The 21,753-nt window shown below is 72.9% G+C and carries 24 protein-coding genes; 10 read left to right on the top strand and 14 right to left on the bottom strand.

The genetic code is table 11. The features are described from left to right. Nucleotides 1-68: 68 nt before the first annotated feature. Nucleotides 69-1,016: an aldo/keto reductase gene (locus AB0I81_RS49960; protein ID WP_360674020.1), complete on the bottom strand. Its 948-nt coding sequence runs from the start codon at nucleotides 1,014-1,016 to the stop codon at nucleotides 69-71. 64 nt (nucleotides 1,017-1,080) lie between these two features. Here AB0I81_RS49960 and AB0I81_RS49955 point away from each other — a divergent pair, with 64 nt between their 5' ends. From AB0I81_RS49955 to mshC, 5 genes are read left to right on the top strand one after another with little or no spacing between them, the layout of a single operon-like run. Further along, nucleotides 1,081-1,767, top strand: coding sequence for an MSMEG_4193 family putative phosphomutase (locus AB0I81_RS49955; RefSeq protein ID WP_360674017.1), 687 nt, complete (start codon nucleotides 1,081-1,083; stop codon nucleotides 1,765-1,767). A 9-nt stretch (nucleotides 1,768-1,776) separates the two neighbouring features. Then, complete coding sequence (locus AB0I81_RS49950; protein ID WP_360674014.1) at nucleotides 1,777-2,325, top strand: DUF3090 domain-containing protein; 549 nt, start codon at nucleotides 1,777-1,779, stop codon at nucleotides 2,323-2,325. Then, complete coding sequence (locus AB0I81_RS49945) at nucleotides 2,322-3,089, top strand: SCO1664 family protein (RefSeq protein ID WP_360674012.1); 768 nt, start codon at nucleotides 2,322-2,324, stop codon at nucleotides 3,087-3,089. The genes AB0I81_RS49950 and AB0I81_RS49945 overlap by 4 nt, the downstream gene beginning before the upstream one ends. Before the next feature lie 32 nt (nucleotides 3,090-3,121). Beyond that, nucleotides 3,122-3,772, top strand: a complete 651-nt coding sequence (locus tag AB0I81_RS49940) for an NRDE family protein (protein ID WP_360674010.1) — start codon at nucleotides 3,122-3,124, stop codon at nucleotides 3,770-3,772. 10 nt (nucleotides 3,773-3,782) lie between these two features. Continuing rightward, nucleotides 3,783-5,009, top strand: a complete 1,227-nt coding sequence (gene mshC / locus AB0I81_RS49935) for a cysteine--1-D-myo-inosityl 2-amino-2-deoxy-alpha-D-glucopyranoside ligase (RefSeq protein ID WP_360674008.1) — start codon at nucleotides 3,783-3,785, stop codon at nucleotides 5,007-5,009. 109 nt (nucleotides 5,010-5,118) lie between these two features. Here mshC and AB0I81_RS49930 read toward each other — a convergent pair whose 3' ends face one another. The 9 genes from AB0I81_RS49930 to AB0I81_RS49890 are packed head-to-tail and all read right to left on the bottom strand — an operon-like array spanning nucleotide 5,119 to nucleotide 14,396. Then, complete coding sequence (locus AB0I81_RS49930) at nucleotides 5,119-6,087, bottom strand: UDP-glucuronic acid decarboxylase family protein (protein ID WP_360674005.1); 969 nt, start codon at nucleotides 6,085-6,087, stop codon at nucleotides 5,119-5,121. Beyond that, nucleotides 6,084-6,956: a glycosyltransferase family 9 protein gene (locus AB0I81_RS49925; RefSeq protein ID WP_360674002.1), complete on the bottom strand. Its 873-nt coding sequence runs from the start codon at nucleotides 6,954-6,956 to the stop codon at nucleotides 6,084-6,086. The genes AB0I81_RS49930 and AB0I81_RS49925 overlap by 4 nt, the downstream gene beginning before the upstream one ends. After that, nucleotides 6,947-7,621 (bottom strand): SDR family oxidoreductase, encoded by a 675-nt coding sequence (locus AB0I81_RS49920; protein WP_360673999.1) that lies wholly within the window; start codon nucleotides 7,619-7,621, stop codon nucleotides 6,947-6,949. The genes AB0I81_RS49925 and AB0I81_RS49920 overlap by 10 nt, the downstream gene beginning before the upstream one ends. Next, nucleotides 7,618-8,955, bottom strand: coding sequence for a PfkB family carbohydrate kinase (locus tag AB0I81_RS49915; protein ID WP_360673996.1), 1,338 nt, complete (start codon nucleotides 8,953-8,955; stop codon nucleotides 7,618-7,620). The genes AB0I81_RS49920 and AB0I81_RS49915 overlap by 4 nt, the downstream gene beginning before the upstream one ends. Continuing rightward, nucleotides 8,952-9,518 carry an SIS domain-containing protein gene (locus AB0I81_RS49910; protein WP_360673993.1) on the bottom strand — a complete coding sequence of 189 codons (567 nt, stop codon included), beginning with the start codon at nucleotides 9,516-9,518 and terminating at the stop codon, nucleotides 8,952-8,954. The genes AB0I81_RS49915 and AB0I81_RS49910 overlap by 4 nt, the downstream gene beginning before the upstream one ends. 3 nt (nucleotides 9,519-9,521) lie before the next feature. Then, entirely contained in the window at nucleotides 9,522-10,709 is a 1,188-nt protein-coding gene (locus AB0I81_RS49905) for a glycosyltransferase (RefSeq protein WP_360673990.1), read from the bottom strand. Next, nucleotides 10,706-11,758: a glycosyltransferase family 9 protein gene (locus tag AB0I81_RS49900; RefSeq protein WP_360673987.1), complete on the bottom strand. Its 1,053-nt coding sequence runs from the start codon at nucleotides 11,756-11,758 to the stop codon at nucleotides 10,706-10,708. The genes AB0I81_RS49905 and AB0I81_RS49900 overlap by 4 nt, the downstream gene beginning before the upstream one ends. Then, nucleotides 11,755-12,768, bottom strand: coding sequence for a glycosyltransferase (locus AB0I81_RS49895; RefSeq protein WP_360673984.1), 1,014 nt, complete (start codon nucleotides 12,766-12,768; stop codon nucleotides 11,755-11,757). Before AB0I81_RS49895 ends, AB0I81_RS49900 begins: the two co-directional genes overlap by 4 nt. Then, nucleotides 12,765-14,396 carry a carbamoyltransferase C-terminal domain-containing protein gene (locus AB0I81_RS49890; protein WP_360673981.1) on the bottom strand — a complete coding sequence of 544 codons (1,632 nt, stop codon included), beginning with the start codon at nucleotides 14,394-14,396 and terminating at the stop codon, nucleotides 12,765-12,767. The genes AB0I81_RS49895 and AB0I81_RS49890 overlap by 4 nt, the downstream gene beginning before the upstream one ends. 170 nt (nucleotides 14,397-14,566) lie before the next feature. On the opposite strand from AB0I81_RS49890, the gene AB0I81_RS49885 reads away from it, so the two are divergent. The 3 genes from AB0I81_RS49885 to AB0I81_RS49875 are packed head-to-tail and all read left to right on the top strand — an operon-like array spanning nucleotide 14,567 to nucleotide 16,352. After that, nucleotides 14,567-15,157 (top strand): HAD-IIIA family hydrolase, encoded by a 591-nt coding sequence (locus AB0I81_RS49885; RefSeq protein WP_360673978.1) that lies wholly within the window; start codon nucleotides 14,567-14,569, stop codon nucleotides 15,155-15,157. Then, nucleotides 15,154-16,077: a glycosyltransferase gene (locus AB0I81_RS49880; RefSeq protein ID WP_360673975.1), complete on the top strand. Its 924-nt coding sequence runs from the start codon at nucleotides 15,154-15,156 to the stop codon at nucleotides 16,075-16,077. Before AB0I81_RS49885 ends, AB0I81_RS49880 begins: the two co-directional genes overlap by 4 nt. A 29-nt stretch (nucleotides 16,078-16,106) precedes the next feature. Beyond that, complete coding sequence (locus AB0I81_RS49875; protein ID WP_360673972.1) at nucleotides 16,107-16,352, top strand: WhiB family transcriptional regulator; 246 nt, start codon at nucleotides 16,107-16,109, stop codon at nucleotides 16,350-16,352. Nucleotides 16,353-16,373: 21 nt separating this feature from the next. Here the strand turns inward: AB0I81_RS49875 and def are convergent, their stop codons facing one another. Continuing rightward, on the bottom strand, nucleotides 16,374-16,859 hold the full coding sequence (def, locus tag AB0I81_RS49870; protein WP_360673969.1) for a peptide deformylase: 486 nt from the start codon (nucleotides 16,857-16,859) through the stop codon (nucleotides 16,374-16,376). A gap of 229 nt (nucleotides 16,860-17,088) precedes the next feature. Here def and AB0I81_RS49865 point away from each other — a divergent pair, with 229 nt between their 5' ends. Beyond that, the gene (locus AB0I81_RS49865; RefSeq protein WP_360673966.1) at nucleotides 17,089-18,255 is read left to right on the top strand and encodes a uroporphyrinogen-III synthase; all 1,167 of its coding nucleotides are present in this window, start codon (nucleotides 17,089-17,091) and stop codon (nucleotides 18,253-18,255) included. A gap of 112 nt (nucleotides 18,256-18,367) precedes the next feature. Next, a complete protein-coding gene (locus AB0I81_RS49860; RefSeq protein ID WP_360673963.1) occupies nucleotides 18,368-19,087 on the top strand; it encodes a CbiX/SirB N-terminal domain-containing protein in 720 nt (239 codons plus the stop codon). 116 nt (nucleotides 19,088-19,203) lie between these two features. Here the strand turns inward: AB0I81_RS49860 and AB0I81_RS49855 are convergent, their stop codons facing one another. From AB0I81_RS49855 to AB0I81_RS49845, 3 genes are all read right to left on the bottom strand, one after another. Beyond that, entirely contained in the window at nucleotides 19,204-19,764 is a 561-nt protein-coding gene (locus AB0I81_RS49855; RefSeq protein WP_360673961.1) for a hypothetical protein, read from the bottom strand. Between the two features lie 168 nt (nucleotides 19,765-19,932). Continuing rightward, the gene (locus AB0I81_RS49850) at nucleotides 19,933-20,790 is read right to left on the bottom strand and encodes a PAC2 family protein (protein ID WP_360673958.1); all 858 of its coding nucleotides are present in this window, start codon (nucleotides 20,788-20,790) and stop codon (nucleotides 19,933-19,935) included. A gap of 422 nt (nucleotides 20,791-21,212) precedes the next feature. Beyond that, nucleotides 21,213-21,671, bottom strand: coding sequence for a universal stress protein (locus tag AB0I81_RS49845; RefSeq protein ID WP_360673955.1), 459 nt, complete (start codon nucleotides 21,669-21,671; stop codon nucleotides 21,213-21,215). Nucleotides 21,672-21,753 lie beyond the last annotated feature (82 nt).

Raw genomic sequence — 21,753 nt, 5'->3', positions numbered from 1 at the left:
GCCGCAACCGGCGGGCCTGCGGCTCCTGCCGCCGCTGCTCCCGGCCATCCGGCCCGCGGCCGGGCCGGTCAGTCGAGGGACGACACGTCATCGAGGGCCTCTCGGATCTCTATCGGCAGGACGACGTCCTCCGCGGGCAGGACGCCCTTGAGCTGTTGGTGCGTACGGGCCCCCACGATGGCGGAGGCCACTCCCGGCTGATCGCGCACCCAGGAGAGCGCCACCGCCAGAGGCGACACGCCGAGCCCGTCGGCGGCGGTCATGACGGACTCCACCACACGGCGGCTGCGCTCGTCCAGGTATGGGCGGACGAAGTCGGCGAAATGGGGCGTCGCCGCGCGCGAGTCGGCCGGGACCCCGGTGCGGTACTTGCCCGTCAGCACCCCGCGCCCGAGCGGCGACCAGGCCAGCACGCCCACGCCCAGCTGGGCCGCGGCGGGCAGCAGCTCGCGCTCCGGCTCGCGGGCCAGCAGGGAGTACTCGGCCTGCACGGCGGTGATCGGGATGCGCCCGGGTACCGACTTCTGGGTGACGGCCGCCGCGGCGAGCTGCCAGCCGGCGTAGTCGCAGACGCCCGCGTACACGGCGCGGCCCGAGGAGACGATCGCGTCGAGCGCGGCCAGCGTCTCCTCCAGCGGCACCTCGGCGTCGTAGGTGTGCAACTGCCACAGGTCCACGTAGTCGAGCCCGAGCCGGTTGAGCGAGTCGTCCACGGCCGCGATCAGGTGGCGCCTGGAGGCGTCGCGCGGGCGGCGGCCCGTCGGCGTCACCACGGCCTTGGTGGAGATCACCAGCTCCGAGCGCGGCACCGAGTCGCGCAACATCCGGCCCAGCAGCCGCTCGGCGTCGCCGCCGGTGTAGACGTCGGCGGTGTCGACGAGGTTGCCGCCCGCGTCGAGGAACGTGCGGAGCTGGGCCACGGCCTCGTCCGCGTCGGTGTCACGACCCCAGGTCATCGTGCCGAGCCCCAGCCGGGACACCGACAGGCCGCTGTGGCCGACATAGCGCTGCTCCATGATCCCGCCAGGTTACCGTCCAGGTCGATGAAACGTTGTGATCGACGCCTGCGACACTTGCTGGATGACCACGCTGCTTCTGGCCCGGCACGGGCTGACGGACCTCACCGGGCCGGTGCTGGCCGGCCGTACTCCCGGGGTGCATCTGAGCGAGGCGGGAAGGGCGCAGGCCGCCGCGCTCGCCGGGCGCGTCGCGGGCGTCAGGCTCGATGCCATTGTCTCCAGTCCGCTGGAACGCTGCCGGGAAACGGCGCAAGCGGTCGCGGACGGGCGCGATGGCGAGGTGCTCATCGACGACCGGTTCATCGAGTGCGGCTACGGCGAGTGGACCGGCCGGCCCATCGCCGAACTGGCCAAGGAGCCCCTGTGGCGGGTCGTGCAGGCACACCCCAGCGCGGCGACATTTCCGGAAGGGGAGGCGCTGACCGAAATGCAACATCGCGCCGTCTCGGCGGTGCGGGAGTGGAATCTACGCCTGGGGGAGAAGGCTATCTACCTGGTCTGCAGCCACGGCGACGTGATCAAGTCGATCGTCGCGGACGCTCTGGGCCTCCACCTCGATCAGTTTCAGCGGATAACAGCCGATCCGGCGGCGGTCACCGTCATTCGCTATGCCCCCTTGCGTCCCTTTGTTCTCAGGCTTAACGATATGGGGGAATTGCGGCTCACCGAGGATTCGGAGGAGAAAGACGGGGGAGAAAACATCACCGGGAGCGATGCCGCCGTCGGCGGTGGACCCGGAACCACGTAAGGTCAGGCTATGCCGGTCTTCGACTACGACCCACCAGAGAGGTTCGTCGCCGGTGCCTTGGGGCAGCCGGGCGCACGGGTCTTTTTTCTGCAGGCCAGGGCCGAGGGCAGACTGACCACGGTGGCGCTGGAGAAGTTGCAGGTTGCCGCACTCGCGGGCAGGCTCGACGAGCTGCTCGACGAGGTGCTGCGGCTCAGCGGGGGCACCGCCCAGGTTCCCGCGCTGGCCCCGGCCGACCTGTCCGACGAGGCTCCGCTCGACGCGCCGGTCGCGGAGGACTTCCGCGTCGGTACCATGGCGCTGACCTGGGACTCCGAGAAATCGCAAGTAGTGATAGAGGCGCAGGAGGTCGTCGACGAGGACGATCTCGACAGACCCGACCCCGCCGTGTTGCGCGTGCGCATCAGCGCCGGGGCCGCGCGTGCCTTCACCCGGCGAGCCCTCGAGATCGTCTCCGCGGGCAGACCGCCGTGCCCCCTGTGCGGCCAGCCGCTCGACGCCGCAGGTCATGTCTGCGTCCGCCTCAACGGCTACCGCGGGGGTGAGGCGGCTTCATGACCGCTCCCGAGAGCGAACCGGCCGTCAAGCCCCCAGCCCCACCGCCGTCCATCCATGACGAGGAGGCGCTGACGCTGCTGCGCGACGGCAGCATCGACGTCGCCGGTCGCCTCGTCGAGGCGACCAACATGACGCTCTACTGCTCGGTCAAGCTCGGCTCGCGCTCGGCCGCCTGCGTCTACAAGCCCGTACGCGGCGAGCGCCCCCTGTGGGACTTCCCCGACGGCACCCTCGCAGCCCGCGAGGTGGCCGCCTTCGAGGTCTCCCAGGCCACCGGCTGGCGCATCGTGCCGCCCACGGTCTACCGCGACGGGCCCTTCGGCCCCGGCATGTGCCAGTTGTGGATCGACACCGAGCGCGAGATCGACCTCATGCGGCTGGTCAAGAGCCGCAACCCGGTCGTGCGCCGGATGGCGGTGTTCGACGCTGTGGTCAACAACGCCGACCGCAAGGGCGGCCACCTGCTGCCGCTGCCCACCGGCCACGTGTACGGGGTCGACCACGGCGTCTGCTTCTCCGCCGAGGACAAGCTGCGCACGGTCCTGTGGCAGTGGCGCGGCAAGCCGCTGGCCCGCGAGGCGGTGGCGGTGCTGGCCAAGCTCGAACGCGACATCGAGTCCGGCGCGCTGGGGCGCACGCTTCGCGAGTTGCTGACCCAGGCCGAGGTCGAGGCCACCTGGCAGCGCGTCAGAAAACTGCTGGACACCGGCGTGCACCCCTACCCGTCGGAGGGATGGCCGGCCATACCCTGGCCCCCCATCTGAGGTGTCCTGGGCCCGTTTATTACCCTTTGCCCATGTGTACGCTGATCGTGAGAACCGCGCCACATCTGACCCTCATGGGCGTGAGAGACGAGTTCGCCGACCGGCCCTGGGAAGGGCCGGGGGAGCACTGGCCGGAATATCCGGGCGTGATCGGCGGGCGTGATCTGAAGGCCGGCGGCACCTGGCTGGCCGTCAATCCGGCGGCCCGCCGCGCGGCGGCGCTGCTCAACGGCCACGGCCGGGAGGCCGAGGAGCGGACGAGGCTCTCGCGGGGCGACCTGGCGCTGCGGGCGGCGTACACGGGGGAGGAGCCCGGCTCCGACCTGACCCGCTACGACCCCTTCCACCTGGTGCTCGCCGACCTGTCGCGGGTGCGCCTGTTCAGCTGGGACGGCGAGCGGCTGTCGAGCTCCGACCTGCCGGACGGCACGAGCATGGTCGTCAACTCGGGCCTGGACCCCGACAGCGAGCGGGTCGTGACCTACCTGCCCCGCTTCCGCGACTCCGCCACCTGGGCGGAGCTGATCAAGGAAGAGCCGTCGCCCGACCGGAGCGCGCTCATCATGCGGCACGAACTGCCCGACGGGCGGATCTTCGCCTCCCTGTCGGTGATGGAGGTCGAGATCGCGCCCGGCGGTGTGACCTACGACTTCACCGACCTGACCGCCGATCGGGACGGATAGGCTCAAAGACATGAGATCGTGGTCCGCCCAGAACGTTCCAAAGCTCCCAGGTGAGAGCATTCCGCTGCGTCTCTACGACACGTCGGCCAGGCAGGTACGGCAGACCGATCCCGGGCCGACCGCCAGGATGTACGTCTGCGGCATCACCCCCTACGACGCCACCCACCTCGGCCACGCCAACACCTACCACGCCTTCGATCTGGTGGGCCGGCTGTGGCGGGACGCGGGCCACGAGGTGCACTACACGCAGAACGCCACCGACGTGGACGACCCGCTGCTGGAGCGGGCCGAGCAGACCGGTGTCGCCTGGCAGGAGCTGGCCGAGCGGGAGATCGAGCTGTTCCGCGGCGACATGGAGGCGCTGCGCATCATGCCGCCCCGCGAGTACGTCGGCGTCACCGAGGTCGTCGGCCGGGTGGCGGACCTGATCTCCCGGTTGTCGGCCAAGGGCGTCACCTACGAACTCGACGGCGACGTCTACTTCAACGTGGCCGACGCCCCCAAGTTCGGCCAGGTCTCCGGCTACGACGAGCAGGAGATGCTCGCCCTGTTCGCCGAGCGCGGCGGCGACCCCGACCGGCAGGGCAAGCGGCACCCGCTCGACTGGTTGTTGTGGCGCGCCGAGCGGCCCGGCGAGCCGGCCTGGGACTCGCCGCTGGGGCGGGGCCGCCCCGGCTGGCACATCGAGTGCACCGCGATCGCCCTGGACAACCTGGGCGCCGGCTACGACGTGGCGGGCGGCGGCTCCGACCTGATCTTCCCCCACCACGAGTGCGGCGCCTCCGAGGGGCACGCCGCGACCGGCGAGTGGCCGTTCGCCAAGTTCTACACGCACGCCGGCATGGTGGCGCTCGACGGCGAGAAGATGTCGAAGTCCAAGGGCAACCTGGTCTTCGTCTCCAAAATGCGCCGGGAGCACGATCCGATGGCGATCAGGCTCGTGCTGCTGGCCCACCACTACCGCGCCGACTGGGAGTACGTGCCGGAGCTGATCGCCGAGGCCGAACGCAGGCTGGCGCTGTGGCGCTCGGCCACCGGGGTGGCCGCCGGGCCGCCCGCGGAGGAACTGCTGGCGACGGTGCGCGAGCGCCTGGCCGACGACCTCGACTCGCCGTCCGCGCTGACCGCGATCGACGCCTGGGCCGAGCAGGCCGTGGCCGGCGACGGCCGTGACACCGCCGCCCCCGCACTCGTCCGCGACCTCACCGACGCACTCCTGGGCGTCACCCTGACCTGAGGCGCCGATGGGGCGTCACCCTGACCTGAGGCGCCGAGGGGTAGTCGCCCTGACCTGAGGCGCTGGCTGGGAGTCGCCCTGGCCTGACGGCCGCTGAAGGAAGGCAGGCTCAGGCGACGCCCGTGGCTTCTTCGAGCTCCTTGACCGCGGCCAGCTCCTCGGCGAACCACGCGATCGTGCGGCGCAGCCCCTCGGCCGCGGGGACCTGCGCCCGCCACCCGAGCCGCTCGGCCGCCAGCGCCGTGTCGGGCCGCCTGACCTTGGGATCGTCGGCCGGGCGGTCGATGAAGCAGATCTCCGACGACGACCCGGTCAGGCCCCTGATCAGGGTGGCCAGCTCCAGCATGGTCAGCTCGTCGGGGTTGCCGATGTTGACAGGCCCCGCGAAGTCGCTGCCCGCCATGGCCAGGATGCCCGACACGGTGTCATCGACGTAGCAGATCGAGCGGGTCTGCGACCCGTCGCCGGTGATCGTGATCGGCTCGCCGTTCAGCGCCTGCCGGATGAACGTCGGGATCGCCCGCCCGTCGAACGGCCGCATGCGCGGCCCGTAGGTGTTGAAGATCCGCACGATCCCGGTGTCGGTGGCGCGCGAGTGCCGGTAGGCGGTGGTCAGCGACTCGGCGAAGCGCTTGGCCTCGTCGTACACGCTGCGCGGCCCGACCGGGTTGACATTGCCCCAGTACGTCTCGCGCTGCGGATGCTCCAGCGGGTCGCCGTACACCTCGCTGGTGGAGGCCAGCACGAACCTGGCGCCCTTCTCCCTGGCCAGCCCCAGCGCGTGCAGCGTGCCCACGCTGCCCACGCGCAGGGTCTCGATCGGGTAGCGCAGGTAGTCGGCGGGGGAGGCGGCGGAGGCGAAGTGCAGGACGAGGTCGAGCCGGTGGGGCACGTGCACGTACCCGGTCAGGTCGCACTCGATGAGCCGGAACTCGGGCCGTACGAGGAGGTGCTCGACGTTGCGCGGCCCGCCGGTGAGGAAGCTGTCCATGCAGACCACCTCCGCGCCCTCATCCAGCAGCCGCTCGCACAGATAGGAGCCGAGGAACCCGGCGCCTCCGGTGACCAGAGCCTTCATGACGTGACCTCCAGGGCGGCTTCGACGACTTCACGAACCTCGATCTTGAGCAGGCCCGGGTCGGGTGACTGCCCGTGCGGGTCCCCGTTCCGCCCGGCCCACAGCGCCACGTGACGCCAGCCGGGCGGCGGCCCCCACAACGACGGCGAGACGGGGCCGAACAGCACCACCGACGGCACGCAGAACGCCGTCGCCAGGTGCGCCACGCCGGTGTCGCCGCACACCACCAGCCGCGCGTTGGCGACCAGGTCGATCAGGTCGGCCAGGCCGGTACGCCCGGCCAGCATCCGCTCCGGCGGCAGCCCCGCCAGCTCGGCCACCCTGACGGCGATCGGCACCTCCGCAACGTTCCCCGTGACGACCACGTCCTCCAGCGCCGCGGCCACCTCGGCGAAGCGCTCGGGCGGCCAGCGCCGCGCGGGGTAGGCGGCGCCCGGGTGCACGATCACCGGCCCCGTCCTGTCGGAGACGCCCAGCGTCAGGTCGCCGGGGTCGGCGGGGACGCCGTGCCACTCCAGCAGGCCGCACCAGCGCCGCACCTCGTGCACGCCGTCCTGCCACGGCGGCCCGGTGCCGAAGCTGATCAGCCGCCCCGGATCCGTGCGCCGCAGCGCCTCGACGCTCTGCGGCCCCCTCCCGTGCAGGTTCACCGCGATGTCCGGCCGTGCGAACGGCACAGGGCCCGGACCCGACACGTCCACCTGGTCGTCCACCGCGCCGATCAGCGGCAGCAGGGCCTCCAGCGGCCGTGGCGCGGCCAGCGTGATGCGGTGTTTGGGGAAGGCCTGGCGCAGCGCCCGCAGCGCGGGCACGGCCGTGAGCAGATCGCCCAGGCCGAGCCCGCGCAGCGCCAGCAGCTCTAGGGCCATGACGTCTCCGTGGACGGGCAGACGACGAGCTCTCTCACCTCGCAACCGGCCGGCTGCCGCAGCGCGAAGACGATGGCCTGGGCCACGTGGGCGGGATCGTTCAGCCCGGCCTCGGGGCCCGGCTTGTACTGTTCGGGACGGCCGTCGAAGAAGCCCGTCCGCATGCCGCCGGGAATCAGCAGCGTCACCCCCACCTCCCCGCGCAGCTCGACCGCCAGCCCCCTGGTGAAGCCGACCACGCCGAACTTCGAGGCCGAGTACGCCGAGGCGTCGCTGAGCGGCCGCAGCCCCAGCGTCGAGGCGCAGGTGACGACCGTGCCGCGGGTGTGCTTGAGATACGGCAGCGCGGCCCGTACGACCGCGGCCGTGCCCAGCAGGTTCACCTGGATGACCCGCTCCCAGTCGGCGGCCGGCACGTCCTCCAGCCGCCCGCAGGCGTCGATGCCCGCGGCCGTCACGACGCCGTCCAGGCCGCCGGCCCGCTCGGCGAGCTCGCGTACCGCCCGCTCGGCCTGCCCCCGGTCGGCCAGGTCCGCGGTCACGTGCTCGAAGCGCTGGTCGGGCTCGCGTACATCGACGACCAGCGCCTTCCAGCCCTCCTTCTCCACCGCCTCGGCGGTGGCCAGGCCGAGACCGGAGGCCCCTCCGGTGATCAATACGTTCACTGGATCTCCCTGATCAGGTTCGTTGTCGAACGTCCCGGCAGGGTGCTCAGCACGATGATCTCCGCGCCGAGCCTGCCGAGCACGCCGGATTCGGGCAGCACTTCCCCCTCGTAGTCGCCGCCCTTGACCCACACGTCCGGGCGCAACTGCTCGATGGCGCCCACCGGGGTGTCGTCGTCGAACACCAGCACCGCGTCCACGCAGCCCAGCGCCCGAAGCACCTCCACCCGGTCGCGCACGTCCACGATGGGCCTGGACGGGCCCTTCAGGCGGCGTACCGAGTCGTCGGAATTGACGCAGACGACCAGCGCGTCGCCCAGCGCCCTGGCCCGCCGCAGCAGGCTCACATGGCCCGCGTGCAGCAGGTCGAAGCAGCCGCCCGTGGCGATCAGCCGGCCGCCTTGGGAGCGGGTGAGGCCGGCCACCTCCAGCGCCGTGCGCGGCCGGTCGCCGAGCCGCTGCTCGCGCACCCGGACGGCGGCGGCCCCGCCGCGCTCGACGAAACGCGAGGCCTCGCCGACGCCCATCGTGACCGCCTCCTCGGCGCTGCCGCCCTCGCGCAGCACCAGCGCGGCGGCGGCGGCCAGCCGGTCGCCCGCGCCGCAGGAGTCCTGACCGCCCGCCCGCACCGGCGCCGGCACCTGCGTCAGCGGCCCGCCCGCCACGGCGAGCACGGCTCCGCTCTCGCCGGTCGTGACGGCCACCGCCCCGGCCCGCAGCTCCCTGACCAGCCGGCGGGCCGCCTGGTCAGGGCCGTGGTAGCCGGACGGGCACAGCAGCCTCGCCTCCGCCTCGCTGGGCGTCACCAGCGCGCAGCCGGGCATCGGCCGCCCGCCGCGCGGATGCGGGTCCCACACCACCGGCGCGCCGCCGCCGCCCAGCAGCTCGCGGGCCAGCCCGGCCATGCCCCTGCCGTAGTCGGAGACCAGCACCGCGCCGGCCCGCCCGATCGCCTCGACGGCCTGCGCGGTGGGGGAGTGCCTGGCCGTGCCGTCGCCGGTGTCCAGCCTGACCAGCGTCTGGCCCCTGGACCTGATCCTGGTCTTGCGCACGGTGCCGCCGTGCAGCGGCAGCCGTATCAGATCCAGCTCCTGCGACAGCAGCCCGCACAGGCGGTGCCCGTCGGGATCGTCGCCGACCGCCGTGACCAGCACGACGTCGGCGCCGTCCCGGGCGGCCAGCAGCGCCGCCAGGCCCGCGCCGCCCGGCCGGGCCCGCTCGGCCGCGACGTCCACCACCGGCACCGGCGCGTCCGGGCACAGCCGTTCGGCCTCACCCAGGACGTCCACGTCCAGCAGCGTGTCGCCGATGACGACCAGCGGAGCGCCTCTCAAAGCGGGTCCCCGACCGGCCGCAGCGCCTCCTCCATGGCGTCGCACAGCAGGTGGATCAGGGCCAGGTGCACCTCCTGCACGGTGGCGGTCTCGCCGGGCACGGCCACCGCCGCGTCGCACAACTCGGCGAGCGCGTTCGGCGCCGGGCCCGTCATGCCCCACGCGATGACCCCCGCCTCGCGCGCCGCGCCGGCCGCGGCCAGCACGTTCGGGCTGCCGCCGCTGGTGGACAGGCACAGCAGCACGTCCCCCGTACGGCCGTGAGCGCGCACCTGGCGGGCATAGACCTGATCGGCGCCGAAGTCGTTGGCGATCGCCGTCAGCGACGAGCCGTCGGCGTGCAGCGGGATGGCCGCGTACGGCCGCCTGTCGTCCCTGAACCTGCCGACCAGCTCGGCCGTCAGGTGCTGCGCCTCCGCCGCCGAACCGCCGTTGCCGCAGGCCAGCAGCCTGCCACCGGCGGCCAGCACGCCGGCCAGCTGCCCTCCCCAGCCCCGGACGGTGACCGCGTGGTCATCGACCTTCTCCAGGGTGTTCCAGAGTTTTTCCAGATGCGCATCCATGACTCAACCCCCCAGGGCCGCCAGACGGCAGACCTTTCCGTCGATGACCTGCGTGTACACGGCCTCGGTCGACTCGGCCACGCTCGGCCAGCCGTACCGCTCGCGGGCCCGGCGGGCCCCCGCCGCGCCCAGCGCCACGCGCAGCGCCGGGTTGCCGAGCACCTCCTTGAGCGCCCTGGCCAGGGCTCGCGGCCGGCGCGGCGGGACGAGCATCCCGCAGCCCGCGACCGTGTCCAGGTGGCCGCCGACCGCCGAGGCGATGACCGGCACCCCGCACGCCATGGCCTCGACCGGGACCAGCCCGAACGGCTCGTACCAGGGCACCGAGACCACGACGTCGGCCGAGCGCATCAGCGCGGGCACGTGCCGGCGCGGCACGCTGCCGATGACGTGCACGCGGTCCCCGAGCCCGTACCCATCGGCCAGCTCGCGCAGCCGGAAGGTCTCCCCGTCGTCGTGGCTGCCGCCGGCGATCACCAGGTTGGCGCCCGGCAGCTGGCGCAGGGCACGGAGCACGGTGTCCACGCCCTTGCGCGGCACCATCCGGCCGATGCTCAGCACGAGCGGCCCGTCCAGGCGCGGCGCCACCGGCCCGTCCGGGCGGAACGCCGTCAGGTCCACCCCGCACGGCACCACCGCGATGCGCTGCTCGGGTATCCCCATCGCGCACAACTCGCCCACCTCGTCGCTGCAGGTGGCCAGGACCGCGTCGGCCCTCAGGCCGATCTCGCGCTCGGTGTCGATGCGGTGCGCGGGGCTGGTGTCGGCCTCGCCCTGCCAGCGCCGCTTGACGGTGCCGAGCGCGTGGTAGGTCTGCACCACCGGCACCCCGCCGGCCGCCAGCAGCGCGGCCTGGCCGCTCATCCAGAAGTGCGCGTGCACGACGTCCGGCGGGCGCGCCGCCCAGCGCGCGGCCAGCCGTTCGGTGAACTCCGGCATGTACGGGGGCAGCTCGTCCTTGGGCACGGGAGCCGCGGGGCCGGCCGTGACGTACTCGACCGTGACGCCCGGCGCCAGGTCCACCGACTCCGGCTGAGCCGGTGACGAGCGCCGGGTGTGGATGCTCACGGTGTGCCCGCGCTCGGCGAGGGCCACCGCGAGCGCGGCGACGTAGACGTTCTGGCCGCCGGAGTCCACGCCGCCGACGGCAGCCAGCGGGTCCGCGTGCTCCGAGATGAGATCGACCTTCACTGCGTCAGCTCCCTCACTGCCTTGACCACCTGCTCACTTGTCACGTGGGACAGGCACGGGTGCCCGGGTACCGGGCAGTTCCGCGCCCTGCTGCCGCGGCAGGGCGCCTCCTGGTCGCCCAGCAACACCGCGGGCACGCCGTACGGGGCCCACCGGGCAGCCGGGACGACCGGGGCGAACAGGCTCACAACCGGCGTGCCGACCGCCGCCGCCAGGTGCGCGGGCCCGGTGTTGCCCGCCACCAGTACGGCGGCACGCTCGATCACGGCAGCCAGTTCTGCGAGTGTGGTCACTCCGCCCAGGTCGACTGCGACGTCACTGGCGACATAGGCGGTGAGTTCACGTTCGGTGCCTGTCACGACGACCTGGTGCCCGTCTCCGGCCAACTCCCGTACGGCCTGCCGATGCCTGTCGGCAGGCCATGTCCGGGCGGGGGCCGACGTCCCTGGATGCACCACGACATACGCGCCTTTGTCGGCAACGCCGCCGACGCCTATGCTTTGCCCCGTAAATTTCGCGATATCCGGCAATGGCCGCTGAACAGCGAGTTTGCCGTCATCGCCCGCCGGCAGCCGGAACCCCGCGGCCCTCGCCACCGCCAGCATCCGCTCCGCCTCCGGCACGTCCACGCTCTCGTCCACCACGTGGCGCACGTCGAGCAGCGAGCCCGGGTAGTCGTTGCTGATCGCGGTGATCCTGGCCACCCCGGCCAGCCGCAGCAGCAGCGCCAGCGGCAGCGCCGACTGGTGGAACGAGGTCAGCAGCACCGCCTCGTCGATCCCGCCGGCCATCTCGATCAGGCCGGCGACCTGGGGGCCGGTGACGGGGGGCGGGGTGTGGTCGATCCACGGGGCACGCCACTCGATCACCCGGTCCACGCCGGGCAGCAACTCGGCGGCCGCCCTGCCGTGCGGGCCGGCGAGGAAGACCACCTCGCGGGCGCCCGTCCGCACGGCCCGTACCGCGGGCCCGGCCAGCAGCACGTCCCCGGCGTCATCGAGCCGCGCCACCAGCACGCGCGGCCGTTTGGAACGTTCCGAACGGCTCATCGCCGCACCCTCCATTCCCCCCGCAACCGGTGCACGCAGGCGACCGGCGGGATCAGTACGCTCGTGACGCTCATCCGCAGCACCTCGCCCGGGGTACGCGGCCCCGGCGCGATCCGCCGCCACGCGAACTCCGCGCTCAACCCGGCCCACCCAACCGCCGCCACCCACGCCACCACGGGCACCACCCGCCTCCGGGTCGCGAGGGACGCCGCCGCGAGGAGGGACGCCGTGAGGCCGGTGGCCGTGGTGAGGGCGTGCAGGCGCAGCCGTCCGGGGCCGCCGCCGATGTCCGTGCGCCACGACGGCCCGTGCAGACGCCGCATGAGGGCGTCGTCGGCGTTGCCCCGCTGGAAGCGCACGCTCGCCCAGAACCCGTCGGCCCGCACCGGATGCGCCGTCACCCGCTCGCCCACGACCAGCCGATGCCCGGCCCGGCCCACCCGCAGCGCCAGGTCGGCGTCCTCCCGGTAGGCTCGGGGGAAACGTTCGTCGAAGCCGCCCACCGCCGCCAGCACCGACGGCCGGTATGCCATGTCGGCCGTCACCCACAGCGCCCCGGCCAGCCCCGCCGTGTGCCGCTCGGCGTCGGTCGGCGGGCGCTCGGGCAGCGGCACCACGATGCGCCCCTGGCTGCCCGCGACATCGCCCGGCAGGTCGATGAGATCCTTGTGCAGCGCCTCGGCCCACCCCGGCGCGGGAACCACGTCGTCGTCGAGGAAGACCACCCACGGCGTGCCGGCCGCCCGCCATCCGGCGTTGCGCGCCGCCGCAGGACCGCGCCCGCCCGACCGCACGACGCGGACATGCGCGGGCAGCGACTCCATCACGGCAGACGGCTCCTGTTCGTGGGTGCCGCCCGCACTGACCGTACCCGCTCGGGCACTCTCCGTACCAGGGGGGCCGGATGCTTTTCTGTCGTCCACCACGATCACCGGCACGTCCGGCCCCACGGCCGCCAGCGTCGCGCGCAGCGAGGGCCGCCCGATCGTGGGGATCACCACGGTGATCACGAGGCGTACATCTCGCCGCGCCGCACCAGGTACGGCCCCAGCACCAGCACCTCCACCGGCGAGGACCCGAAACACTCCAGCGCGTCGCGCGGATCGTCCACCATGGGCCGCCCCGCGGTGTTGAGGCTCGTGTTGACCACGACCGGCAGCCCCGTACGCGCCTCGAACTCGCCCAGCACCCGCGCCATCAGCGGCTGCTCGCGCGGCGAGATCGTCTGGATCCTGGCCGTCCCGTCCACGTGCACGACCGCCGGGATGCGCGCGGCCCAGTCCGGGTGCACGTCGTGCACGAACAACATGTACGGCGACGGCACCGGCCCCCGGCCGAAGATCTCCCGCGCCCGCGACTCCAGCACCATGGGCGCGATGGGCCGGAACTGCTCGCGTCCCTTGACGTCGTTGAGCCGCTCGGTGTTGCGCGCGTGCCCCGGATGCGCCAGCAGCGAACGCTGCCCGAGAGCCCGCGGCCCGTACTCCGCCCGCCCCTGGAACCACGCCACGATCCGGTCGGCCGCGAGCTCGGCGGCCACGGCGGCGGCCAGGTCGGCCGGGCGCGTGTACGGCACGCGCGCCACGTCCAGCCACGCCCCCAGTTCCTCGTCGGTGAAGCCGCGCCCCAGCGCCGCGTCCCGCATGGGCACGACCTGCTCGCCGTGGGCCTGCGCCAGGTGCAGGGCCCCGCCCAGCGCGGTGCCGGAGTCGCCGGCGGCCGGCTGGACCCACACCTCCTCGAACGGCCCCTCCGCCAGCAGCCGGGTGTTGGCCACGCAGTTGAGCGCCACCCCGCCGGCCATGGCCAGCCGCCGCTCGCCGGTCCGCCCGTGCAGCCAGCGCGCCAGGTCCAGCAGCACCTCCTCCAGCCGGGCCTGCACGCTGGCGGCCAGGTCGGCGTGGTCGCAGGTCCAGGGGGCGCCCCTGCGCAGGGCCTTGGCGTACCCGCTCCAGTCGATCGGCTCGACCCGGAACCCGCCGTCCCCCGTCGCGTAGATCAGCTCCCGCAGCGCCTCCAGGTGACGGGGTGTGCCGTAGGAGGCCATCGCCATCACCTTGTACTCGTCGCTGGAGCGCAGGAAGCCCAGGTGTTCGGTGACGTCCTCGTACATGAGGCCGAGCGAGTGCGGCAGCGGCTGCGTGGCCAGCACCTCCAGCTCGCCGCCGGTGTAGCGGCCCGCCAGGTGGGAGAGGTTCTCGCCGCGCCCGTCGCACACCAGTACCGCGCAGTCGCGCCACGGCGCGGTCAGGCCGGCCGAGGCGGCGTGCGCCACGTGGTGCGGCACGTAGCCGACCTGGCCGGGGTCCAGCCCCGGCAGGGCGGTGGCGAGGAAGGCGGGCGCGCGCACCGCGTACCTGGTGCGCAGCTCCTCCCAGTCGCCCTCGGGCTCGCCGCTCACCAGGGACGGGTCGTAGGAGTAGGCCACGGCGTCGAGGTCCTCGGGGGAGAGGCCGGCCTCGCGCAGGCACCAGGCGGCGGCCAGCTCGGGCAGCTCCCAGGCGGAGAACGCCAGCGGCCGCTTGCCGTGCTTGCGGCGGCTGAAGCGCTCCTCCTCAGCGGCGGCCACGATCCGCCCGTCGACCACCAGCGCCGCGGCGGGGTCGTGGAAGATCGCGTTGATGCCGAGAAAGTTCATGCTTCCTCCCCTAAGGATGTCGAGAACCGCTACCGAGAGAAGCGATGCTCAAACCTGCCGACCCCGCATGAGGTGCGAAAACGGACCAAAATCCTGAATTTGGTCACTGTGAGTAGTTGTTTGCCTGGTCGGGTGCCGGGTAGCTGCCGGGCACGCGACGGAGGTGAAAGGTGTTCGAAAAGCGACGTCCCGGCGCCGTGCTCTTCGACCGGGACGGGACCCTGATCAGGGACGTGCCGTACAACGGCGACCCCGCCCTCGTCGAGCCCATGCCGGGCGCGATCGAGGCGCTGATCAGGCTCAGACGCGCCGACGTGCCGGTGGCCGTGGTCACCAACCAGTCGGGCGTGGCCAAGGGCCTGCTCTCCCCGGACGAGATGGACCAGGTCAACGCCAGGGTGGAGGAGCTGCTCGGCCCGTTCGACGCGTGGGCGATCTGCGTACACGACGACGCCGACGGCTGCACCTGCCGCAAACCCGCGCCCGGCCTCGTGATCAGGGCCGCGGCCGTGCTCGACGTCAGCCCGCGCGACTGCGTGGTGGTCGGCGACATCGGCCGCGACATGGAGGCGGCCAGGGCCGCCGGCGCCAGGGGCATCCTCGTCCCGACCAAGGAGACGCTGCGCGATGAGATCCAGCAGGCCGCCGAGGTCGCCGACGACCTCATCGACGTCGTGGACCGCGTGCTGAGCGACGCGGAGAGCCCCGTGCCGGCCGCCGCGGCGCCCTGGGCCCGCGCCATGGGCTGGAGCCGCTGGTGAGGATCCTGCTCTGGCACGTGCACGGCTCCTGGGCCGGCGCGTTCCTCAGCGGATCCCACGAGTACGTGCTGCCGCTCGTTCCCGGCCGTGGTCCCGACGGCCGGGGACGGGCGGCGACCTACGACTGGCCCGACAACGCCCGCGAGGTGCCCTACGACCGCCTGCGCCACGAACCCGTGGACGTTGTCGTCTACCAGCGCCCGCACGAGATCGACCTGGCCCGCGAATGGCTGGGCCGCGACGTGCCCGGGATCTACGTCGAGCACAACACGCCGGTCGGCGACGTGCCCCGCACCCGCCACCCGCTGGCCGGCCGCGCCGACATCACGCTCGTGCACGTCACCCACTTCAACGAGCTGTACTGGGACAACGGCCGCGCCCCGACCCGCGTCATCGAGCACGGCGTCCCCGACCCCGGCCACCTGTACACGGGGGAGTTGCCCAGGGCGGGCGTCGTGGTCAACGAGCCGGTACGCCGCACCAGGGTCGCCGGGACCGACCTGCTGCCCCGCTTCGCCGAGCGGGTGCCGCTCGACGTGTTCGGGATGAAGGTGAACGGGCTGCCGTACGGCACCCACGAGGACCTGCCCCAGCACGCCATGCACGCCGAACTCGCCCGCAGGCGCGTCTACCTGCACCCCTACCGCTGGACCTCGCTCGGCCTGGCCCTGATCGAGGCCATGACCCTGGGCATGCCCGTGGTCGCGCTGGCCGCCACCGAGGCGATCGAGGCCGTGCCGCCCGAGGCCGGCGTGTTGTCCACGAAGGTGCACGTGCTGGCCGACGCCCTGCACGCCTTCGCCCGGGATCCGGAGAGCGCGGGTCAGGCCGGCAAGGCGGCCAGGGCGGCCGCGCTGGCCCGCTACGGGCTCGGCCGGTTTCTGGCCGACTGGGATGACCTGCTGCTCAGCGAGGTATGACGCCCTGAGGTGTGGGTAGCGCGAACATCATGATGATGCTCGACTGGACACGCAGGGCAGCCTGCCTCGACCTGGACCCGGAACTGTTCTTCCCGATCTCCATGGAAGGTCCCAGCCAGTCTCAGGTCGAGCAGGCCAAACAGGTGTGCGGGAATTGCCCCGTACGGGAGACCTGCCTCGCCTACGCGCTGGACACCCGGCAGGCGTACGGCGTGTGGGGCGGCACCGACCCCGCGCAGCGACGAGAACTCACCCAGCCGGCCGGGGCCCGCTAGGTCTCGCCGGCACCCGCCGGATCAGATGGCGGGCAGGGCCTCGGCGAGGAAACGTTCGCGCTCGGCAGCCTCCAGGTGGTCGCTGAACAGCACGCCGTCGAGGTGGTCGGCCTCGTGCTGCAGCACCCGCGCCAGCACCCCGAGCGCCCGCACCGTGACGGGCTTGCCGAACATGTCGCGGCCACGCGCCGTGACCATGTAGGAGCGTTCCAGTGGCCACCACACGCCGGGCGCGGACAGGCACGCCTCATCAGCGGTGACCCGCCGCTCCGACAACTCAAGCCGCGGATTGATCAGATGGCCCGACCTGCCGTCGTAGGAGTAGACCAGCACCCGCACCGGCTCGCCGATCTGCGGAGCGGCCAGGCCGGCGCGGCCCGAGGCCGCCCGCATGGTGGCCGTCAGCGCCTTGACCAGCCGACGGAGCTCCCGATCGAAATCCTGGATCGGTGCCGCGACCGAGCGGAGCACCGGATCATCGAACACGCGAATAGGCCGGACCGTCACCCGCAACTCCCCGATAGGCCGCGTCGTCTCCAAGAACGTTTCCCATGACCGAGCCGGGCCAATCGTGAAGCTTGTTGCTTGTAGCACAGCGGTAACAGAAGAGACCCAGTGGCGAAACCCCCCGAAAGCAGTATCGGAGGGTGATCTCACTTGCGTCACACGCGCCTGTGATGTCTGGCCGGGCGCTCGGGGCCCGGCCAGACATCTTCGACTATCTGGAGGTGCCAGCATGAGCGCGCTTCCCCTTGAGGGCGGATCCTCCCCGGAGACGGCGCCCGACGCCCTGGCCGGCTTCACCATCGGCGTGACCGCGACCAGGCGGCGCGAGGAGTTCGGCGCGCTGCTGGAGCGCCGTGGCGCGCGCGTCGTCAGCGCCCCCGCGATCCGGCTCGTCCCCCTGGCGGAGGACGCCGACCTGCTCGCCGCCACCCGCCAGAGCCTGGAGCAGCCGCTCGACGACGTGGTCGTCACCACGGGCGTCGGCTTCCGCGGCTGGATGGCCGCCGCCGAGGGCTGGGGCCTGTCCGCCGACCTGGGCGAGCACCTGTCCACCTCCCGCCTGCTGACCCGCGGCCCCAAGGCCAGGGGAGCGGTACGCGCGGCCGGGCTCAACGACCACTGGACGCCGGCGACCGAGTCGTGCCAGGAGGTCAAGGAGTACCTGCTGGCCCAGGACCTGCGCGGGCGGCGCATCGCGGTACAGCAGCACGGCGAGCCGCTGCGCGACTTCGTGGACGACCTACGCGGGGCCGGGGCCGAGGTGATCGAGATCCCGGTCTACCGGTGGCTGCCCTACCGCGACATCTCGCCGCTGCGCCGCCTGATCAGCCAGACGATCTCCGGTTCGGTGGACGCGGTCGCCTTCACCAGCGCGCCCGCCGTGCACGCCATGCTCGGCGCGGCCAGGTCGGAGGGGCTGGAGGAGTCGCTGCTGGCCGCGTTCAGCGGATCCGTCGTGGCCGCTTGCGTCGGGCCCGTCACCGCCGACCCGCTCACCTCGCGCGGCGTGCCGACCCTGCAGCCCGACCGCTCCCGGCTCGGCGCGCTGGCCCGCGCCCTGGCCCGGCACCTGCCCGAGCACGGCGTCACCCGGCTCACGGCCGGCGGGCACCGGCTGGAGATCCGCGGGCACGCGGTGGTCGTGGACGGCGAACTCCGGCCGCTGCCGCCCGCCCCGATGGCGGTGCTCAAACGCCTGGCCGACAAGCCGGGGCACGTGGTGTCGCGGGCCGACCTGCGTACGGTGCTGCCGGGCAGCGTCGCGCGCGACTCGGCCGAGCACGCCGTGGAGATGGCCATCACCCGGCTGCGCCGCGCCCTGGGGCCCAGCGGCATCGTCGAGACGGTGGTCAAGCGCGGCTACCGCCTCGCCTGCCAGTACGAGGCAGCCCTTTGACCACCACGCACGCCCACGATCACGCCGACACGCATCACTTGCAGCATGAGGAGAACACCATGCCTTGGGGCACTGCGTTTTCCGGTCGCGTCACGCGCGCCGGGGGAGACCGGTGACGCCCGCACTCGTCCTGGCCGCGCACGGCACGCGCAGCGCCGCGGGGGAGCACACCCTGGCGGCGCTGGCGGACACGGTCAGAAGGGTCCGTCCAGGGCAGCGCGTGGAGCTGAGCTACCTGGAGATCAGCTCACCCCTCCTGGCGGAGGTCCTGCCCGCGGTCCGCGGCCCGGTGGTCGTGGTCCCGCTGCTGCTGGCCGGCGGCTACCACGTGCACATCGACCTGCCCGAGGTCATCGCCGAGCACCGCCCGGACGCGGTGGTGGCCGGCTGGCTGGGGCCGCACCGGTTGCTGACCTCGGCGCTGGCCCGCAAGCTGGCTCGGGCGGGCCTGCGCGCCACGGACGCCGTGCTGCTCGGCGCGGCCGGCTCGTCCGACCCGTCGGCCCTGGCCGACGTGCGCGCCGCCGCCCACCAACTCGCCGTCCGCCTGGCACGCCCGGTGACGGCGGCCTTCGCCTCGGCCGGCACGCCGTCCCTTGAGGAGGCGATGGAACGGCTGCGCTCGACACCCGCCGCCCGCGTGGCTATCGCCTCGTACCTGCTCGCCCCCGGCTACTTCCACGACCGGCTGGTGTCCTCGGCGGAAACGGGGCCGGTGAGCGACCCGCTGGGCGCGGACCGCGACGTGGCGGCACTGATCTGGCACCGCTACGACGAGGCCCTGCACCGCACCAGAACCACCGCCGAACCCCAGCCCCTGACCCGAACCTGACGATCACGCGTAGCCCGCGGGCCCGCAGGCAGGCAGCCCCGGAGTCCCCGCAGGCCCGCCGCCCGCCGCGGTGGGCTGGAGGTGGCCAGGCGGGGCGGGGTGGGGCGGAGGAGAGGTCAGGCGGGCTGGGGGATGGGTTCCAGGCGTAGCTCCCGTACGATCTCGCGGGCGCTGGCCTCCCGCGCCGGCCCGTCGTCGGCGCCGACGAACATCTCGATGTAGGCCCGGTGGAAGCAGCCCGCGACCAGCAGCCGGGCGCTCCCTTCCGGGTCCACGTCGGCCCGTACCCGGCCCAGCCCCTGCTCGGCCGCCAGGTAAGCGGCCAGCGGCGCGGTCTCCGTACGGGGCCCGAGCCCCGTCTCGCGGACGGCCTGGCGGAAGCGGACCGTCACGTTCGGCGAGGTGAAGGCCGGAAGTGCGGCGCTTTGTACATCTATGTAGTAGTCAATCCCCGCTCGCGCAATCGGCAGAAGATTGTCCGCTACGGACCCTTTTCCGATGCGATGGGAAAGATCGTGGAGAATGCTGAGCCAGAGGGGGAGGCGGTCCTGCAGCAGGGCGAGGAAGTAGTCCACCGAGCCGCCGGCCCGGTCCTCCCTGAGCGAGACGGCCATCTCCAGGATGCGCCGCCTGGTGTCCTGGCTCCTGCGGGGCGGGTCTATGTGGGGTGTCGCCATGGCATGCCTTACGTGCGCGGTCAGTTGTTGAGCAGCATCACGTGCGAAGCCGAGGTGCCCGGAGGTTCCGGGCGACTCTAATCTGGGATCCCAACTTGGTGGAAAATTATACGGGTTCCCGATTATGGCCCAAAGGCGCGAAACATTGGCGGATTTGCGCCCTGAGCGTTAGCTGTCAGTGTCGCGGTCCCTGCGCCGCAGGTAGCGCTCGAACTCGGCCGCGATCGCATCGCCACTGGCCTCGGGCAGCTCGGCGGCGTCTTTGCGCTCCTCAAGCTCCTTGACGTAGTCGGCCACCTCGCTGTCCTGCGAGGCCAGCTCGTCCACGCCGCGCTCCCAGGCCCGCGCCTCCTCGTCGAGGTCGCCCAGCGGCATCGGCACCTCCAGGACGTCCTCCAACCGGCGCAGCAGCGCGAGCGTCGCCTTGGGGTTGGGCGGCTGGGCCACATAGTGCGGCACCGACGCCCACAACGAGATCGCGTCGAGCCCCGCCTGGCCGAACGCGTGCTGCAGCACTCCCACGATCCCCGTCGGGCCCTCGTAGCGGCTCAGCTCCAGGTTGATCGAGCGGGCCAGCCCCGAGTTCGTCGCGCCGCCCAGGATCGGCACCGGACGCGTGTGGGGCGAGTCGTTGAGCAGCGCGCCCAGCATCACCGCCAGCTCGATGCCCAGCTCGCGGCAGACGTAGATGATGTCGGAGCAGAACGAGCGCCAGCGCATGTTGGGCTCGATGCCGCGCAGCAGGACGATGTCACGCTCTAGGCCCGGCGGCCTGGCGCGCAGCAGCCGCGTCGTCGGCCACGTGATCGACTGGCCCGGCCCCTCGGCCAACATCTCCACCACGGGCCGGGTCACCTGGAAGTCGTAGTAGTCGTCGGGGTCGAGCGAGACGAGCGGCTCGGCCTTCCAGGCGGACTCGAGATGGGCGATCACACCGCTGGAAGCCTCACCCGCGTCGTTCCACCCCTCGAACGCGGCAATGAGCACCGGGTCGACGAGCTCGGGGAGCCCTTCGAGCTCTATCACGTGTCGCCTCCTCTCTCCATCGTCCCGCTAAGCCTATGCGGTAAGCAGGCTTCACCGTCACCGATCTTCCCGCGAACGCCGCGCCGTACCCCACCTCGAACGGCCTGCGCGTGTGTGGGCCGGCAGGGGCGCGAACGGTCCCGATCGCCGGAGCAGCGGCGGCCCGAGGGGCGTGGGCGGCACGTAACCCCAGGTAACGGCACGGTTGCCGCACGTCCGCCCCACCTCGCGCACGCGGGCGCGGGCGTGACGGAAGTCCGGGAAGAAACGGGCTCGGGCCGATGCGAGGCGGACGCGGCGTTCGCGCCCCGCGAACTCCACAAGCTTGCGAGGGCGCGTCGCGGGGGCCGCGTCCAGGAAACCCGCCGCCCAGGAAACCCGCCGCCCAGGAGGGCCGGCTCGCGCGGGAGCTCTTCGGTGGGTCAGCGGCCGCCGTCGGTCGTGCGGACGATCAGCACGTCGCACGGGGCCCGGTGCGTGACCTCCGACGGCACCGACCCGAGCAGCCGCCCCGCCAGCGTGTTCAGCCCCCGGTTGCCCACCACGAGCAGGTCGGCCCGGTGCCGCCCCGCCAGCGAGACCAGCACGTCCACCGCCTCTCCCTGCTCGGCCGCCAGCACCACGTCACCGGCGCCCGCCGCCACGGCGTGCCCGCGCGCCGCACGCAGGGCGTCCTCCGCCGGGGTGGCCCCGCTCACCTTGTACGCCAGCCGCCCCAGCAGGTCGGCCGCCGCGGCCCGCTCGCTCTCCCGCATGGGCAGGTACGCGCAGGCCAGCACGAGCGTGGCGCCGGTGGCCGAGGCCAGGGCGGCCGCCGCCGAGACCGCGCGGAAGGAGGACGCCGAGCCGTCGGTGCCGACGAGGACGGTGCGGTAGGCCATGGAGCCTCCCCAGGGGGACGTCTCACGCAATTGACACAAAATACAATAGCGGTGAACGCAGGCCGGAGGTGTGCGCGAACTG

This window comes from Nonomuraea sp. NPDC050404 (assembly GCF_040655495.1).
Taxonomy (GTDB): domain Bacteria; phylum Actinomycetota; class Actinomycetes; order Streptosporangiales; family Streptosporangiaceae; genus Nonomuraea.
Note: the sequence above shows the minus strand (reverse complement) of the source record. Positions and strands in the feature narration are given on the sequence as shown.

Coding starts and splice junctions, on each gene's coding strand:
- AB0I81_RS49875 (WP_360673972.1), top strand. CDS start 16,107: ATGATGATGCTCGACTGGACACGCAGGGCAGCCTGCCTCGACCTGGAC.
- AB0I81_RS49940 (WP_360674010.1), top strand. CDS start 3,122: ATGTGTACGCTGATCGTGAGAACCGCGCCACATCTGACCCTCATGGGC.
- mshC (WP_360674008.1), top strand. CDS start 3,783: ATGAGATCGTGGTCCGCCCAGAACGTTCCAAAGCTCCCAGGTGAGAGC.
- AB0I81_RS49855 (WP_360673961.1), bottom strand. CDS start 19,764: ATGGCGACACCCCACATAGACCCGCCCCGCAGGAGCCAGGACACCAGG.
- AB0I81_RS49950 (WP_360674014.1), top strand. CDS start 1,777: ATGCCGGTCTTCGACTACGACCCACCAGAGAGGTTCGTCGCCGGTGCC.
- AB0I81_RS49900 (WP_360673987.1), bottom strand. CDS start 11,758: ATGAGCCGTTCGGAACGTTCCAAACGGCCGCGCGTGCTGGTGGCGCGG.
- AB0I81_RS49910 (WP_360673993.1), bottom strand. CDS start 9,518: ATGGATGCGCATCTGGAAAAACTCTGGAACACCCTGGAGAAGGTCGAT.
- AB0I81_RS49890 (WP_360673981.1), bottom strand. CDS start 14,396: ATGAACTTTCTCGGCATCAACGCGATCTTCCACGACCCCGCCGCGGCG.
- AB0I81_RS49925 (WP_360674002.1), bottom strand. CDS start 6,956: ATGGCCCTAGAGCTGCTGGCGCTGCGCGGGCTCGGCCTGGGCGATCTG.
- AB0I81_RS49955 (WP_360674017.1), top strand. CDS start 1,081: ATGACCACGCTGCTTCTGGCCCGGCACGGGCTGACGGACCTCACCGGG.
- AB0I81_RS49865 (WP_360673966.1), top strand. CDS start 17,089: ATGAGCGCGCTTCCCCTTGAGGGCGGATCCTCCCCGGAGACGGCGCCC.
- AB0I81_RS49960 (WP_360674020.1), bottom strand. CDS start 1,016: ATGGAGCAGCGCTATGTCGGCCACAGCGGCCTGTCGGTGTCCCGGCTG.
- AB0I81_RS49945 (WP_360674012.1), top strand. CDS start 2,322: ATGACCGCTCCCGAGAGCGAACCGGCCGTCAAGCCCCCAGCCCCACCG.
- AB0I81_RS49930 (WP_360674005.1), bottom strand. CDS start 6,087: ATGAAGGCTCTGGTCACCGGAGGCGCCGGGTTCCTCGGCTCCTATCTG.
- AB0I81_RS49845 (WP_360673955.1), bottom strand. CDS start 21,671: ATGGCCTACCGCACCGTCCTCGTCGGCACCGACGGCTCGGCGTCCTCC.